Source organism: Chryseobacterium sp. C39-AII1, from assembly GCF_039672645.1.
Taxonomy (GTDB): domain Bacteria; phylum Bacteroidota; class Bacteroidia; order Flavobacteriales; family Weeksellaceae; genus Chryseobacterium.
This window is the reverse complement of the sequence record NZ_JBDFPQ010000001.1, coordinates 371012-387634: the sequence shown is the minus strand read 5'-3', so window position 1 is coordinate 387634 and position 16623 is coordinate 371012. Positions and strand designations below refer to the sequence as shown.

The 16623-nt window shown below is 34.3% G+C and carries 16 protein-coding genes and 1 tRNA gene; 9 read left to right on the top strand and 8 right to left on the bottom strand.

Annotation, left to right across the window (positions count from 1 at the left end; all coding sequences use genetic code 11):
- Window positions 1–46: 46 nt before the first annotated feature.
- Window positions 47–2944 carry a prolyl oligopeptidase family serine peptidase gene (locus ABEG63_RS01550; RefSeq protein WP_346582451.1) on the bottom strand — a complete coding sequence of 966 codons (2898 nt, stop codon included), beginning with the start codon at window positions 2942–2944 and terminating at the stop codon, window positions 47–49.
- A 259-nt stretch (window positions 2945–3203) separates the two neighbouring features.
- On the opposite strand from ABEG63_RS01550, the gene htpG reads away from it, so the two are divergent.
- From htpG to ABEG63_RS01520, 6 genes are all read left to right on the top strand, one after another.
- Window positions 3204–5096, top strand: coding sequence for a molecular chaperone HtpG (htpG, locus tag ABEG63_RS01545; RefSeq protein WP_346582447.1), 1893 nt, complete (start codon window positions 3204–3206; stop codon window positions 5094–5096).
- A 177-nt stretch (window positions 5097–5273) separates the two neighbouring features.
- The gene (locus ABEG63_RS01540) at window positions 5274–6074 is read left to right on the top strand and encodes an alpha/beta fold hydrolase (protein WP_346582445.1); all 801 of its coding nucleotides are present in this window, start codon (window positions 5274–5276) and stop codon (window positions 6072–6074) included.
- A gap of 127 nt (window positions 6075–6201) precedes the next feature.
- Window positions 6202–7293, top strand: coding sequence for a hypothetical protein (locus ABEG63_RS01535; protein ID WP_346582444.1), 1092 nt, complete (start codon window positions 6202–6204; stop codon window positions 7291–7293).
- Window positions 7294–7308: 15 nt separating this feature from the next.
- Window positions 7309–7863 carry a LemA family protein gene (locus tag ABEG63_RS01530; RefSeq protein ID WP_346582443.1) on the top strand — a complete coding sequence of 185 codons (555 nt, stop codon included), beginning with the start codon at window positions 7309–7311 and terminating at the stop codon, window positions 7861–7863.
- A 13-nt stretch (window positions 7864–7876) separates the two neighbouring features.
- Window positions 7877–8221, top strand: a complete 345-nt coding sequence (locus ABEG63_RS01525) for a hypothetical protein (RefSeq protein WP_346582442.1) — start codon at window positions 7877–7879, stop codon at window positions 8219–8221.
- Window positions 8222–8239: 18 nt separating this feature from the next.
- Entirely contained in the window at window positions 8240–9010 is a 771-nt protein-coding gene (locus ABEG63_RS01520; protein ID WP_346582441.1) for a hypothetical protein, read from the top strand.
- Here ABEG63_RS01520 and ABEG63_RS01515 read toward each other — a convergent pair.
- Entirely contained in the window at window positions 8981–9277 is a 297-nt protein-coding gene (locus ABEG63_RS01515) for an MGMT family protein (RefSeq protein WP_346582440.1), read from the bottom strand. The genes ABEG63_RS01520 and ABEG63_RS01515 overlap by 30 nt on opposite strands.
- Before the next feature lie 240 nt (window positions 9278–9517).
- Between ABEG63_RS01515 and ABEG63_RS01510 the strand changes: the two genes are divergently transcribed.
- Entirely contained in the window at window positions 9518–10309 is a 792-nt protein-coding gene (locus ABEG63_RS01510) for a glucose 1-dehydrogenase (protein ID WP_346582438.1), read from the top strand.
- A gap of 171 nt (window positions 10310–10480) precedes the next feature.
- Complete coding sequence (locus ABEG63_RS01505; RefSeq protein ID WP_346582436.1) at window positions 10481–10627, top strand: hypothetical protein; 147 nt, start codon at window positions 10481–10483, stop codon at window positions 10625–10627.
- A 171-nt stretch (window positions 10628–10798) separates the two neighbouring features.
- Here ABEG63_RS01505 and ABEG63_RS01500 read toward each other — a convergent pair whose 3' ends face one another.
- From ABEG63_RS01500 to ABEG63_RS01485, 4 genes are all read right to left on the bottom strand, one after another.
- Window positions 10799–11773 carry a deoxyhypusine synthase family protein gene (locus tag ABEG63_RS01500; RefSeq protein ID WP_045500886.1) on the bottom strand — a complete coding sequence of 325 codons (975 nt, stop codon included), beginning with the start codon at window positions 11771–11773 and terminating at the stop codon, window positions 10799–10801.
- Window positions 11774–11799: 26 nt separating this feature from the next.
- The gene (locus ABEG63_RS01495) at window positions 11800–12465 is read right to left on the bottom strand and encodes an outer membrane beta-barrel protein (protein ID WP_346582433.1); all 666 of its coding nucleotides are present in this window, start codon (window positions 12463–12465) and stop codon (window positions 11800–11802) included.
- Between the two features lie 134 nt (window positions 12466–12599).
- Window positions 12600–12938 (bottom strand): peptide chain release factor-like protein, encoded by a 339-nt coding sequence (locus tag ABEG63_RS01490; protein ID WP_346582431.1) that lies wholly within the window; start codon window positions 12936–12938, stop codon window positions 12600–12602.
- A 103-nt stretch (window positions 12939–13041) separates the two neighbouring features.
- Window positions 13042–14073, bottom strand: coding sequence for an AMP-binding protein (locus tag ABEG63_RS01485; protein WP_346582429.1), 1032 nt, complete (start codon window positions 14071–14073; stop codon window positions 13042–13044).
- Window positions 14074–14172: 99 nt separating this feature from the next.
- Here ABEG63_RS01485 and ABEG63_RS01480 point away from each other — a divergent pair.
- Window positions 14173–14243: transfer RNA gene (locus ABEG63_RS01480), tRNA-Gln, on the top strand.
- 447 nt (window positions 14244–14690) lie between these two features.
- Here ABEG63_RS01480 and ABEG63_RS01475 read toward each other — a convergent pair.
- Both ABEG63_RS01475 and ABEG63_RS01470 read right to left on the bottom strand, forming a co-directional pair.
- On the bottom strand, window positions 14691–16109 hold the full coding sequence (locus tag ABEG63_RS01475; RefSeq protein WP_346582427.1) for an amino acid permease: 1419 nt from the start codon (window positions 16107–16109) through the stop codon (window positions 14691–14693).
- Between the two features lie 108 nt (window positions 16110–16217).
- Window positions 16218–16511 carry a helix-turn-helix transcriptional regulator gene (locus ABEG63_RS01470; RefSeq protein ID WP_267402060.1) on the bottom strand — a complete coding sequence of 98 codons (294 nt, stop codon included), beginning with the start codon at window positions 16509–16511 and terminating at the stop codon, window positions 16218–16220.
- Between the last annotated feature and the right edge of the window lie 112 nt (window positions 16512–16623).

The following is a 16623-nucleotide window of genomic DNA, read 5'->3' as shown; positions in this document are numbered from 1 at the left end:
CTCGGCGGCACCTTTGGTGCCGCCGAGTTTTATTTTATTTATAATATTAAGGTTTATCATCAGTTAACTCAAATCCCCAATCTTTTCCTTTTTGTGTCGCAGGAACACCTTTAGTCATCCATAACGGAGCTTTAGCCCCTTTAAGATAATAATCAAAAAACTGCTGCTCACGAATTTGGATATCTTTTCTGTTCTGGCGTTTCATCAAATTATGATCATCACCATTATAATTCAGAAGCCAAGACGGTTTTCCGAGACGACGTAATGCCGAAAACATTTCAATTCCCTGATACCATGGCACTGCACCATCTTTATCGTTACTCATGATTACAACCGGAGTTTTCACTTGATCGATAGCAAAAAGCGGTGAATTTTTAATATAAAGATCTGGAGCTTCCCACAGAGTTTTCCCTAATCGGCTTTGTGTTTTTTCATACTGAAACTGTCGGTTCATTCCTGAACTCCAACGAATTCCACCATAAGCGGAAGTCATGTTCACAACAGGCGCACCCGTCCAAGCTGCAGCGTACATATCAGTATGCGCGATAAGATACGCAACCTGATAACCACCCCAACTTTGTCCCTGAATTCCTATTTTTGAAGCATCTACCCAAGAATTTTGCTTTAATTTTTCAACACCTGAATTAATGTATTCCATTGCAGATTCTCCCGGATAGCCATCAACATAGGAAATATCTGGTGTAAAAACCAAATATCCGTTGCTTACAAAATATGAGATATTTAATCTTGAAGGTGTTGGAGCCGGCGCAACATAACGATTTAAATTATCCGAAAGTTTTTCGTAGAAATACACGATCATAGGATATTTTTTGTTCGGATCGAAATTTTCAGGTTTGAACAAAACTCCTGTTGAAGTATTTCCTTTTGGCGTCGTCCAGTTAACCAATTCGTCTGTTCCCCAATTATAAGTATTTTGTTGAGGATTGGTATTGCTCAGTTTTTGTTGATTTAAAAAATCGGTTGTCGCAAAAATATTTGGAGAATCAGTGTAAGACTCTTTAACTAAAATATATTCTTCTGCATTTTTAGCCTTTTGAAGTGTTCTGTATCCCCAAACATTTTCCATTTGAATTTTTACAGGATCTGCATTCGAATGAATCGAAGTTTTAAAAATTCCATTAGCTTTGGAAGTATTATCGAAAGCTGACAAATAGATAGAAGATTTTCGGTTTACACTTTTAATATCTTTATCTAAATCGTAAGTATCAAAAGTGATTTTATTTTTTCTTCCAAATCCATTAGTGATATTTCTTGGCTTTTTAGAACCATTCAGGAAAAATTCCCAAAGATCATAACGGTCTTTGATGATTACAGATTCATCATTATCCGTCCATGAAGCGATACCATACGAACCAGGAAAATCCGGCATATCAAATTCTTCATCAACGAAAGAAACCGCCATTTCATTATTTAATGGAAGCGTTTGTTTTGTTTTAACATTATAGCTGAACCATTTTCCTTTTTCTCTATCAAAAATTACAACAAACTTCCCAAGAGGTGAAACAGAAACTGCTCCGTTTAGATTTTTGATAATTTCTGTTCTTTCTCCCGTTTTATTATCGATAAGAAAATATGTTTTTTTTGTGGAACCTTCCCACTGAGAAGGAATTCTGTTATTGAAACTTGTAATTCCCAGCGTAAATTCAGCATTCCCTTCATTTATTAATCGTAAAGTATCGAGATCTTCCCCGTCAATAGTGGTGAAAAAATTCGGTTTATCGGTCTGCATTACCGCAGCGTATGATTTTTTAAGATCATCTTTCAATTCTTTCAGCTGAACGGTTTGCAGATAATCATCTTTATAATTCCAGATATCAACCACTGCATGATCGTTCGCAATCATCGCAGTATCTTTTGCAATGGGTTTTGGCGCAACTCCAAAATAAAGCTGTTTTCCGTTTTTACTGAATTTTGGCAAACGGTTTTCAGAAATCACCCAATTCTTTTTCATTTGCGAATTGTCGTTGGCAATAATTTCCTTTTTCTTTCCTTTAACATTAAAATAGTACAGCTGATACAATTTCACCAAATCATTCTGTGCAGAAGAAGTTCCTACATACGCCAGCTGATTTCCTTCTTCATCAAAAGATAATTGTGAAAAATAGCCTTCCATTTCTGAAATTTTGTCGACAGCTCCGGTTTGCAGATTCACAACCTGAACTGTTTGAAGCGCATATTTTTTCGGTTTAGATTTATCTGTATCTTTTTTAGCCACAGATTTATCATCCAAAGAATCTTTCTTCTCTTTTTTATCCTTGCTTGGCTTTTCCTCAGGCTTTTTAGTTACAAAAACGAGTTGTTTTCCGTTTTTGCTGAATTCATAACGAGATACATTATCATACATCGTACTTTTCCCATCCAAAAGATTTCGAACCACCAATTGCAAAGGCTTTGCATTTTTATCTTCATCTTTCTTTTCGTCACCATCTTCTTTATCCAAAGCATCGTCTGAAGATTTATCTTTTACATTTTCCAGAAGATATGCCACATAAGAATTTCCTTTTTCAGGAATTTTAAAACCTTTTACATTAGGAATTTTTTCTGTTTTTCCTGTTGAAAAATCAACAATCGCAAGACTGTCTTTTGTTAATTTATTTTGCTTTAATTTTTTATCCTTTACCGCTTTGATGTCTTTATATAAAGGACGAATCTGGAAAACAGCAAATCTGGAATCATTCGTTAATTCCACTTTTGTTGCTCTTGGAAACTTCTGAGAGTTTTTATTTTTAACGGAATATAAAAAAAGGTTGGGATTTCCTTCCTGAACATCCACAGAATAGGCGATCCATTTTCCGTCATTGGAGATTTTTCTTGAACCGATATTTTGCCAACTGTCATAAACAGAGTGATCCAACGGCTTTTTCTGCCCATACACAAAACAGGTCATGATGAGCAGAACAAAAACTGTACATTTCAACTTCATTATTAAATAATTTAAGGGTTAAAAATAATGTATTTCGTTGAGTAATTCGCGATACATTATTCTTACTTTGATGGAAAACAGAGGGTGAAAGTTAAAACCAACTTCTGAATTTATAATTAAATTAAATCTGATGACGAAACAAAATCTCCAGCCCCCATCTTCCAACTTCCCGCTTCCACAAAACAATGTCAAAATGTCACTTTTAATCAAACGGTATTTTTTTTGAGAAAGAAATAGAAAATTAAAAACAAAAATTATTATGACTAAAGGAAATATTAATGTATCTGTGGAAAATATTTTCCCGCTTATCAAAAAATTTCTTTACAGTGACCACGAAATATTTTTGAGAGAATTAATCTCCAACGCAACGGATGCTACTTTAAAATTAAAGCACCTAACAAGCATCGGCGAAGCAAAAGTGGAATATGGAAATCCGCAGCTTGAAGTAAAAATCGATAAAGAAAATAAAAAACTGACCATCATCGACCAAGGAATCGGGATGACAGCTGAGGAAGTTGAAAAATACATCAATCAGGTGGCTTTTTCAGGGGCTGAAGAGTTTTTGGAAAAATATAAAGACACGGCAAAAGATTCAGGAATTATCGGACATTTCGGTCTTGGATTCTATTCTGCGTTTATGGTGGCTGAAAAGGTTGAAATTTTAACTAAATCTTACAAAGACGAGCCAGCTGTTCGTTGGATTTGTGACGGAAGTCCTGAATTTACTTTAGAAGAAACTACGGATAAAACCGACAGAGGAACGGAAATTATTCTTCACATCGCAGAAGATTCTGTAGAATTTTTAGAAGAAGCAAAAATCCGTGAATTGTTGTTGAAATATAACAAATTCATGCCAGTTCCAATTAAATTCGGAACTAAAACGCACACTTTACCATTACCGGAAGGTGCTCCAGAAGATGCAGTTGCTGAAACGGAAGAAGTTGACAATATCATCAACAACCCTACTCCGGCATGGACGATTGCACCAAGCGAACTTTCGAATGATGATTATATGAAATTCTACCACGAATTGTACCCGATGCAGTTTGAGGAGCCTTTATTCCATATTCATTTGAATGTAGATTATCCGTTTAATTTAACGGGAGTTTTATTCTTCCCGAAATTGAGTAACAATTTAAATATTGAAAAAGATAAAATTCAACTCTATCAAAATCAGGTATTTGTAACAGATGAAGTGAAAGGTATCGTTCCGGATTTCTTGATGCTTCTTCGTGGTGTTATCGATTCTCCGGATATTCCGTTGAATGTTTCCCGTTCTTACTTACAAGCGGATGGCGCAGTGAAGAAAATTTCGTCTTACATTACGAAAAAAGTGGCCGACAAAATGTCTTCTTTAATCAACGAAAACCGTGAAGACTACGAACAAAAATGGAACGACATTAAAGTTGTGATCGAATACGGAATTGTAACCGAAGAAAAATTTGCTGAAAAGGCGGATAAATTCACATTATATCCAACAACAGACGGAAAATATTTCTTGTGGAATGAATTGGAAGAGAAAATTAAACCCAATCAAACCGATAAAGACGGAAAAGTAGTTGTTCTTTATGCTTCCAATGCAGATGAGCAGCACAGCTATATTCAGTCGGCAAAAGATAAGGGATATGAAGTTTTACTTTTAGATTCACCGATTATTCCGCACGTTATTCAGAAACTGGAAACGTCAAAAGAGAATATTTCTTTTGTAAGAGTAGATTCAGATCACATCAATAATTTGATTAAAAAAGACGAGCCTGTTATTTCTAAATTAAATGACACTGAAAAAGAATCGCTAAAGAAAAACATCGAAGAGTCTATTAATGATACTAAATTTACGGTTCAGCTTGAAGATTTAGACAGTACAGATGCTCCGTTTACGATTACCCAGCCGGAATTCATGAGAAGAATGAAGGATATGCAGGCAACCGGCGGTGGCGGTATGTTTGGAATGGGCGGTTTCCCGGAAATGTACAATTTGGTGGTAAACTCTAACAGCGAATTTGCCAATCAGATCTTGAAAACAGAAAATACAGAGGAAAAAGAAGGTTTGATAAAATACGCTTTGGATTTGGCTAAACTTTCTCAGAATTTATTGAAAGGAAAAGACTTGACAGACTTTATCCAAAGAAGCTACAAGCAATTGGAAAAGTAATTTAACTAAATTTTATATTGATAATCGGGGTTGGAATCGGCTCCGATTTTTTTTGGAAAATTCTCAATCGATGAATTTTACCATTTAGCAGGTAAAAACTACCATTCGGTCTTTTATTTTTTCAAAATATTGAGGCTTGAAATATCTTTGCTTCAACAATTAAAAACAATAACAACCATGAAAACTAAAGCAACATTCACTCTATTATTTGTATTGATTCTTCAACTTTTTAATGCTCAGATGGATGATAAATTTTATCAGCCTAAAAAAGAACTGAAGCCGATAGAAAATCTGACATACGAAAATATGAGTCTTCCAATGGATAAAGATACCATCACAGCGATTTTCGTAAGACCTTCTGCTAAAAAACCTAAAGCTACCATTCTATTTTTTCATGGTGCGGGAGGAAATGTGAGTTCTTATACTTTTATGATTAAACCTTTAGTTGATGACGGATTTCAGATCGTGATGGTAGATTTCAGAGGTTACGGAAAATCAACAGGCGTTCCAACTCACTTGAATGTTGCAGAAGACGGACAAAAATTCTTTGACATTATTACCAAAAGAGAAGATGTAAAAAACACTAAAATTCTGCTTTACGGAGCGTCTTTAGGTTCGCAAATCGCCACGCATCTGGCAAGAGCCAATAAAGATAAAATTTCAGGGTTGATTATTGACGGAGGAATGTCTTCTTTTGCTGACATTGCCTCAGCGTTTACACCTCAATTTAAAGATATGATAGACAAAGTTTTAGGTAATGTGTACTCGGCAAAAGAGGATATAAAGTTCACTCAAGGGCTTCCCAAGTTGTTTATTTACAGTAAAAATGACAAAACCGTTCCTTATTCTCAGGGAGAACTTATCTTTGCCAATGCTTCAGAACCTAAACAGTTTCTTGAATTTTCAGAAGATCATTTGCTAGCCGTAAAAGAGAAACCAGCGGATGTGGTAAAAGCAGTGGAATCATTATTAAAATAAAAATAATTTTCAAGTATTTAGGTTTCGGCGCGGCTTTCAGCCGCGCCGAAACCTTTTCCCTTTATAAAATTTTAAGCCTTTCATTATATCATTTTAAATATTACATTTGTAGAAACACCAGTTGCAAATGTTTGAAATAGATATTCAGATGTTGCCTTTTCTAATGCTTTTCGGATTAGGAATCGCACTTTTTCATACGCTTATTCTTACAGGGCTTTTTAACTTACAATTAAAACCCTCGTGGATTCTATTTATTATCGATCCTTTAATTATTGCTTTGGGATTTTTTCTATTTCCGAAGCAGTCAGGATATATTTTTATTGGACTTTTCGTTTCGGTTTTCGTCTTGGGAATTATTGCCTTTATCAGGCACGGTATTCAGGGAATTCTTAATAGTTTCAGAGAAGCCAAAAAGGAGAAGAAATCGCTTTGGAAAGTCGCTTTGTCAGGATTAGGAGTATTTCTCATCTTTATATGCTTTATTTTTCTTGGAGTTTACTCTATTTTTATAATCATATTTTTAGCCATCATCACTTCTATTCTGCCGAGTAATAAAAACCGTTTTTATTTTTATCAACGAAATCTTTCGACCTCAAAAATTAAAAGTGTTGCCATGGGTTTAGCAGAAATCTGCGGAAAAGCAAAAGCCATTACAATGGCCGTTTCGCCTCATACTTCCACCCAATGTGTTGCCTATATTTATACCATCGATGAAATAACCGAAAAAACCGATGATGACGGAAGAACCGACAAATCGTACAGAGAAATAAAAAGAGAAATTAATGCTAAAAATTTTCTTTTGCAGGATGATTCCGGAAGTATTGAAATTCAGACAGAAAAACTGGAATGGATTAATTTTTCGCCCAGTTTTGAAACCGAAACCGGAAGCCGTCGTTACCGGGAATATATTTTAGATGAAAAAACAGAAATACTGATGATCGGGCAAGCTTTTTATGAAGGCGCAAACACTATTTTCAGATATGACGAAACGAAAAAACTTTTCGGAATGGCACCTCTGAAAATTGTAAATTTTGCTAATAAATGGCGACCTTTAAAACTTCGCGCTGTAACCACTTTGCTTTGTATTGCCCTGATTTCAGCGTTTATTTTTATCACCCCGATGAAAGCTGACGGAAGCAAACTCACTTTTGAATCCATCAAACTAAAAGAAAGGTTTTCTAAAAATCCTTTAGATATGATTAATGATCTTTTTAAATAAAATTTAATTGTAAAAATGCTTATACCGATCCTTATTTTTATCATTGTTATTGTTGCGGTCGTCACGTTTTTGGTTAAATCTTACAACCAGATCGTGATCCTGAGAAATAATGTTGATAAAGCCTTTTCAAATATTGATGTGATTTTAAAACAGAGAGCCGATGAGGTTCCGAATCTTGTTCGTGTGGTAAAAGCGACAGCTTTAAACGAAAATACCGTTCTCAAAGAATTGACAGCATTGAGAAGCCAATACAATCAATCTGAAAAAACGAATGACAAAGTAAAAATAGCAGAAGCTATTGATGGAAAAATGAAATCTTTTTTTGTTTCTGTTGAAAGTTATCCACAAATTAAAGCCTCTCAATCGTTTCTTAAATTGCAAAAAAGACTAAGTAATCTTGAAGATATGATCTCAGACCGAAGAGAATATTTTAATGACTCGGTAAATTTATACAATACAGGAATTCAGGTTTTTCCGGATATGATCTTTGCTAAAATGATGCGTTATCAGAAAATGGAAATGTTGAAGTTTTCTGAAAAAGAAATAGAATATAGCGGCGTTGAATTATAAAAACAGATGAAATATGACCATTGATTTAGGTATTTTAGGAGAATTTGTAAACTCAAGAAAATTTTGGGGAAGCATGGCGATTGGCTTTCCTGTGATTACCATCGGGCTTTTCATTATTTACAGTATGGTTCGCAAAGTTCCTTTTTTAAAAGGAATCGTTCAATATATTATCATGACCTATGGTTTATCCATTTTGGTATTGATGCCCATTGTCTTCTTCTCTGCTTTTCTGGAAACTGAAAAATTAAAAATAGCACTTACCTATCTTGTGATTTTATTTTTCACTGCAATTTTCACCTTATTCAATCAGAAACAAGTCGTTAATTTCATGAAAGAAGCTCAAAAAATGAAAAAATAAATCTAAAAACGATCAACCATGTATGCTCTAATTTTTACTTTATTCATTCTGATTGTTCTTTACGTCAGAAAAAAAGAAAATCCCAATTTTTCTTTTAAAAACCTTTTGTTTTTCGGATTGATTGTTTGGATCATTTCATTATTCTTTTTCTGGCTTTCAGGATTAGTAGGATCGTCTGTGTACGCTTCTTTATTCGAGAAAAATTATGAAGCTAAAGTAATTTCTCACCAAACACTTAATGATACTAAAAAAGCGGTGGTAGAGTTTAAAAATGATCAGAATAAAACGCTTGTTTTACCTTTAAATTACGGTTCAAGTGATCCGATCGCAATTGGAACGATCTTAAAAGTTTCATATAAAAACGGTGATCAGCAAGTTAAAAACCTCAGCTTTTGGGAAGATAAAACAACGACTTTTATAGTTTTAATTTTCTTCATCATTTTTTCATTTGCCATACTCGGAATTACGCTCTACGCCTTTGGACGTGATATTTCCTTTATCTGGAAAATCGTGATCGGTTTTGTGATGTATATTTTATTTCCCGCAGCCATGCTTGGATTTATCGTTGCGATGTCTTGGGTGATCTGGGAATATTTTGACGGAAAAAGAGATGACACTCCAATTTGGGTATTGGGAGTCTGCAGTTTGTTTGTCACCATTTTGATTCCGGCTTTAATTGGCTATATTAAAATGCTTTTCGAAAAAAATGATATAAAAATTGAGGAAAATTCAAATTCAAAAAGGATAAAAGCAAGGCTATCAAAGTTCAATAAGAGGATCCCAAAATAGTTTTTTGAAATTTTTAATTCTAAAATTTTCCACCACAATTCCTTCAGCTTCCAGTTTTTTCTGAAATTCGGGCACCGACAAAGTTCCCGAACTGGAAATCACACGATGCGCCGGAACATCTTTCGGGCACCCTCCCATCGCTTTTCCAACGTGACGCGAATGATTAGGATAACCAACGGCTTTGGCAATCGCTCCATAACTTGTGACTTTACCTTTGGGAACCAATTTGGTAATTTCCCAGACCTGTTTTTTGAAAATTTCGTCCATACTACGATCTCAATAGAATAAAGATAGAGATAATTTTTAGAATGTAAAAAAATTGCTGGAAGAGAGAAATTGGAAGCCACGATCCTTCATTATATTTCTTTATTAAATGTACATAAGATTGTAAATTTCCATCCTCAAACTTCCCTCTTCCAGCCATTGAATTCCTATTTTCTTATCATACATCAATACCACAAAAATTTTTAAGCGGTAACTTTAGGTAAATCAAATTCAAATAAAATTATGGCAAATTTAAAAGGGAAAGTAATTATTGTAACAGGAGCAGCAATGGGTCTTGGCTTGGCTGCAGCAGATGTATTAGCTTCTAAAGGAGCCGATTTAACCTTGGTAGATTATAATGGTGAAGCATTAGATAAGGCAAAGGCCGATCTACAATCAAAATATCCTGAAAGTAAATTTTTAACGGTAACGGCTGATGTTTCTGTTGAAGAAAATGTAAAAAATTATGTGGATGAAACCGTAAAAGAATTCGGGAAAGTGGACGGATTATACAACAATGCCGGAATTGAAGGAAAGCAGGCTCCAATGATTGATTATGACATTAATGTTTTCAAAAAGGTAATTGATATTAATTTGTTGGGTGTGTATTACGGAATGAAATACGTAATCCCTGAATTACAGAAAAATGGCGGCGGAAGAATTGTGAATGTTGCTTCTGTTGGAGGAATAAGAGGAGTTTTAAATCAAACAGCCTACGTGGCAACTAAACACGCCGTAGCCGGAATGACGAAAAATGCAGCCTTAGAATACGGAAAAGATAATATTTTAACGAATGCAATTGCACCTGGAGCAATTTTGACGCCGATGGTTGCGGAAGCTTTCAATCAGGTAAATCCCGCAGATCCAAAAGCTGCAGAAAAAGAATATGCATCGAGAAATCCGACAAGAAGGTTGGGAGATCCGATGGATGTTGGTCATTTGGTGGCTTATCTTTTAAGTGATGAAAACGGATATGTTTCCGGACAGGTAATCGCCATCGACGGTGGAGAATCTAATATGTACGGAAATCCTTAATAGAAAATAATAAATTTTTTAATCTTTGTTAGTGTTAAAAATTGTCTGTCTTTGGATGGGCAATTTTTCTTTTTTAGAAATAGGAATAGTTTATCAGCAAACTAATTTCTGACGTCTGATTCGATTTCGCACAATTTTTGAACTTCATTTAGCATCACTAAAATATACATTATGAAAAAGTCATTTTTTAGCTTTTTGAATACAATCAATAAAGCATTATTACCGAAATTGAGTGATAAAGATCCGAATAGCCTGACTAAACTTCAAAAGGGAGTTTTGGCATATCGATATTTTGTGTTGATTAATTCTATGGATTAGTTTTAAACATAAATAACACATTTTTCTCTCACAGATTTTTCTGATGAAGCAGATGTTTGTGCTTATTTGTGAAAAGATTAGTGCTATTCGTGTTTAACAAAAACAAAAAAACGCCCCAAAATTTGGAGCGTTTGTATATCTTAAAGCTTCAGACCTCCGTCTTCGAGCCTATTATGCGTTTTCTAAGATGTAAGAGAACATTAATGGTGCACAGATGGTTGCATCACTTTCAACGATAAACTTCGGTGTAGTAATATCCAGTTTACCCCAAGTGATTTTCTCGTTTGGAACAGCTCCTGAATAAGAACCGTAAGACGTTGTAGAATCTGAAATCTGACAGAAATAAGACCAGAAAGGAATATCATGCATTTCCATATCCTGATACAACATCGGTACAACACAGATTGGGAAATCTCCTGCAATACCTCCACCAATTTGGAAGAATCCAACTCCTTTTCCTGCCGAGTTTTTAGTATACCAATCTGCCAAATACGTCATATATTCGATCCCTGATTTCATTGTAGTAGCCTTCAACTCACCTTTAATACAGTAAGAAGCGAAGATGTTACCCATTGTAGAATCTTCCCATCCCGGAACCACGATTGGCAAGTTTGCTTCTGCAGCAGCGATCATCCAAGAATTTTCTCTTGGAATTTCGTAATACTGCTCCAATACTCCAGAAAGGATCATTTTATACATGAATTCGTGAGGGAAATATCTTTCTCCTTTAGCTTCAGCATCTTTCCAGATCTCAACAATGTGTTTCTGCAATCTTCTGAAAGCCTCTTCTTCAGGGATACAAGTATCTGTAACTCTGTTCAGCCCTCTTTCCAAAAGATCCCACTCATCCTGAGCCGTCAAATCTCTGTAATGAGGAACTCTTTCGTAGTGAGAATGCGCTACAAGGTTCATTAGATCTTCTTCAAGATTTGCCCCTGTACAAGAGATAAAATCTACTTTTCCCTGACGGATCATCTCAGCAAGAATTTTCCCCAACTCTGCAGTAGACATTGCTCCTGCCAAAGTAATCATCATTTTTCCGCCATCCTTAAGATGCGCAACATATCCTTTAGAAGCATCCACCAATGCAGCTGCGTTGAAGTGCAGGTAATACTTTTCTATGAATTCAGTTATCGGTTTGCTCATTTTTTTAATTTTTGCAAAGATAAAACTTAAAAACGGAATGAAGCGGCTGCACTTAAAGAAACTCTTGCCAAACCTTCTTTTTGGTCTTCCCCAAACTCGTAGGTTACTCCGTTCATCTTCATTTTGTTCAATGTTCCGGCTGTAAGCCCCAGTTTCGGACCTATTAAAATATTTTTGGTAAGCTCATATTGGTATCCCACATTAATTTCTGCACCAAGGTTAGATCCCGTACCTTTTACATCTGCCGTTTTGGTTGTATACGAAATCACTCCCAAGCCCATATCTACAAACAATTTATGCTTTGTAGCTTCCGTAAAATTCGAAATCATCACAGCAGGTCCGTAAAAATTAATCTGATCTTTGGTAGTAACCGGAACAGAAACAGGCATACCATTTACATATCCTAAAATATATCCATCGCTTGAAGCACTGTAATTAGAATATTTTAATCCGACTGATAATATTTTATTTACATGATAATAGGCTGAAATATCGAAATTCATTCCGCTTTTCAGACCTTTTACGTAATCTTTTTCTTCTTTTGAAAGCCCCGAAGCCGTTTCAGCTGTTCTCCAGGCGTAACCAACTGATGGAATAATGGTAAATCTAGATTGAGTTTTAGCTTCAGTTTGCTGAGCGAATGAAAATACAGAAACTGAGAATAATCCCAGTGTTATTAGTTTTTTGATCATACATTAAATTTTGCCCAAAAATACATTTTTATCTAATGTTAAAAGCTATTGAGCAATAAGTATGTTTATAATTTTATAAATTTAATATTTAAATTTTCTATTTTCCTTTTTGTCAGAAAGCTTCTTTTTATTGTCTAATCTTTTTTGTTTTTGACCTTTGGAAGGTTTTGTAGCAATTCTTTTTTATGAACAAATAAAGATCGATCTACGATATCGAGAATTTTTTCAATCGCTTTGTTTTTATTCATTAATTGTGTTCTGCTTTCAGAAACTGTTAAAAATAAAAATCCTTCTGCATTAATTCTGTTTTTGAGTTTATCTTGAATTAAAACTTTTTGATCTTCATTAAAAAATTCAGATTCATTAACATTCCAAAGAACTGTTACCGAAGTTTCCACTTTGTTTACATTCTGCCCTCCTGCTCCACTGCTGCGGAAAGTTTTAAAGCTGAGCTCTTTTGAGAAATCTTTCATTTTTTGTTATTCATATTTTTTTATCATTTTCTTTTTTAAACCACCCCGTCAAAAATTTCTTTGAAATTTTCGCCACCTCTCCAGAGGGAATTTTTCGTGCCGTTTATTTTTTCGCGATGATTTTCTTTAATTCTATTCTATTCACTTTTCCGTTGGGCGTTCTGGGGATTTTTTCAACAAAAATAATTTCTTTTGGTCTATGGAATTTTTGCTGATAACTGATTATTGATAATTTCTGGTTTATGAATTCAGATTCATTTCCTTCAATAACAGCAATTAATTTCTGACCTAAACTTTCATCATCAATTCCTAAAAAAACAACTTCATTCGGAATTTCTTTTTTCACCACAGCTTCTAACTGTTCAGGAAAAATTTTCGCCCCACCGGAATTAATTACATTATCAATTCTTCCTAAAAATTTAAATTCCTTATCATTATTAATTTCAACTAAATCGTTCGTCTGCAAAACCTCATCATTAAGATTCGGTGCAAAAATTCTTAAGCAACCTCTTTTGTCTTTCGAAATTTCTACATTTTCAAAAACAGTGAAATAATCTTCCGCTTGTGGAAAAATTTGTTTCAGCCCAATATGAGAAAGAGTTTCCGACATTCCGTAGGTTTCGAAGATTTGCGTCTGAGTGTTTGAGAGTTTGAGAGTTTGAGAGATTTTTTTCTTTAAATTTTCTGAAATGGCCGCTCCTCCGATGATTAAATTTTTAACTAAATATAATTTCTCCAAGGAATTTTCAACCTGTAACGGCGTCATTGCACAAAAATCAATTTCCTCCTCAATATCCTCTAATGGTCTTAAAGAGGGATCTAGAACAATTAATTTTAATCTTCTCAGAATTGAACGAACCACCATCATTTTTCCGGAAATATACTCAACCGGAAGACAGATCAACGCAGAGTCACCTTCTTTTAATCCTAGGAAATTACAGGTCATCTCTGCAGAATTTACCATCTTATTTTTTTCAATATTAAAAATTTTTGGTGTTCCCGTAGAACCGGAAGTCTGAACTTTTACAGTTTCAGAAGTAGAAAACCATTCCTCAAGAAATTGATCTATTTTTTTTTCGAAGTCGGTTTCAAAGTATAATTTACTCGTATTGAGATTATTGAAGTCTATCTGCATGATCGTCGTAATAAAAAGTGTAGTAAATGTAAAAAAAAGTTTAAAAAGTTCTTGCAAATAATTAAAAAAGCTGTAAATTTGCACCACTAAAACAAACAGAGACTCATGGTGTAGCGGTAACACTACTGATTTTGGTTCAGTCATCTGGGGTTCGAATCCCTGTGAGTCTACAAAAACCATCCTTTTTAAGGGTGGTTTTTTTGTGTTTTCAATTCAACAAATAAAGTAATTAGCGCAAAATTCTATTCATCTATCCACAATTACCTCAAAAACAAAGGTAGTTCACATTACTAATATTCAGCATTTAAAAGCTGATAAAGAATATTTAAACACAAAAGATCATAAAGTTTAGAATAAAATATCAAATACATCAACTAAGTTCGATCTTTCCATTTTTATATCGACAAAATTGCTAATATTATCTAAAGAAAGTAATCATTACAAAAACAGAAATCAAAAGCCTGAAAAAAATAGACTGATGTAGTTATCAGTTTTCATATTGTGTTTTAGTGTAAGCATCCTGCAAAAGGATGCTTTTTATTGTTATATTATTTGAATATTATGAAAATAAAAAAGAGTAGATTACCTCTACCCTTTCATTCTATTGTATGTTAAATTTAATTCTTTTTATAAAGCTTAAACATCACAAATAAAAACCCTAACCATACCGGAATTAAAATTACCTGAATTTCCATGCCTGTAATACTCATTAATATTAAAATCAATACCAAAAAGGCAATACAGATATAATTAGAAACAGGATAAAATATTGATGGAAACTTCAGATCTGTTCCTGCTTTAATATTAGCTTTTTTAAATTTCAAATGTGTATAACAAATCATCAACCAATTGATAATTAGCGTAGAAACCACCAAAGCCATTAAATATTCGAAGGCTTTTTCGGGAACTAATTTATTAATGATGATACAAATTCCTGCAAAGCAAGATGAAATAATAATTGCATTCGTAGGAACGCTGCTTTTATTTAATTTCGTTAAAAATTTCGGAGCATTTCCCTGTTGTGCCAATCCGAAAAGCATTCTGCTGTTACTGTAAACACTGCTGTTATACACCGATAAAGCCGCTGTTAATACTATTAAATTAAGAATGTTCGCGATCAAAACATTGAACTGAATCACTTTTCCAAACATGGTAAACTGAAATCCGTTCAGATTTTGGAAAACCATTACAAACGGGCTTGTTCCTTCTGTAATTTCTCTCCAAGGGCTCAATGAAAACAAAATTACCAATGCTCCCACATAGAAAATCAAAATTCTGTAGATGACCTGATTGGTTGCTTTTGGAATCGTTTTTTCAGGATTTTTGGCTTCTGCTGCGGTAATTCCAATCAATTCTAAACCACCGAATGAGAACATAATCATGGCCATTGCAGAAAATAATCCCGAATATCCGCCTTCTCCTTTATTGAACAAACCTTTTGGGAAAAATCCGCCATCATTCCATAAATTGGAAATACTTGCTTTTTCACCTCCCGTTCCGCTTATCAATAAATAAATTCCGAAAACGATCATTGCAATAATTGCCACAACCTTGATAATAGAAAACCAAAATTCGGTTTCGCCATATACTTTCACCGAAGCAAGATTAAGCGCATTAATTACAATAAAAAAGAATAAACTGGAAACCCAGAGCGGAATTTCCGGCCACCAAAAGTGAATATAGTGACCAATGGCAGTGAGCTCCGCCATACTTACGAGAATATAAAGAATCCAATAGTTCCAACCCGATGCAAACCCCGGAAAATTGCCCCAATATTTATAGGCAAAATAACTAAAACTCCCCGAAACCGGCTCCTGAACTACCATCTCACCAAGCTGACGCATGATAAAAAAGGCAATAATACCGGCAAGCGCATAGCCTAAAATTACAGACGGACCAGCCAAAACTGCTGCAGGACCAATTCCTAAGAAAAGCCCTGTACCGATAGCTCCACCAAGGGCAATTAACTGAATGTGTCGGTTGGTGAGACCCCTAACCAGAGAATCATTTTCGTTCTCTTTCTTCTCGTTGCTCATAGATTAAAATATTGCCCCTAAATATATAAAAACTTTCCCTCTGCAAGCTAATTGAAAGTGGATAATGAAAAGGAAACAACAAACAACAGTGAAAACAACAATATATTTTTAAGCAAACTGATCCGGAATCGAAATATTATTCTGTTTCATATAGTTCAGCAAATCATTATATTTTTCCTCAAAATCATTCACACCGCATTTGTGTGAGATGCTGCAAATTTCTGAAGGTTTAATTTCCAGAATATTTGAAATTTTAGTTAAAATTTCAAGGTTGATTTTCACTTTTGAGTTTTCGATATCAGAATATGCTTTTTGCGAAATTCCCATCTCAAAAGCCATATATTCTTGGGTAAAATCCTTATTTCTTCTGATTTTCCTAATATTTTGACTGCATATTTTCATTGTGTTTATTTTAGTAGTTTTCGGTATATTTTAGAAGTATATCTATTAGACTTACACAAAGTTAGTGAATACCTTTGGCAAAACATTATTACGCTACATGATATTTATTTTT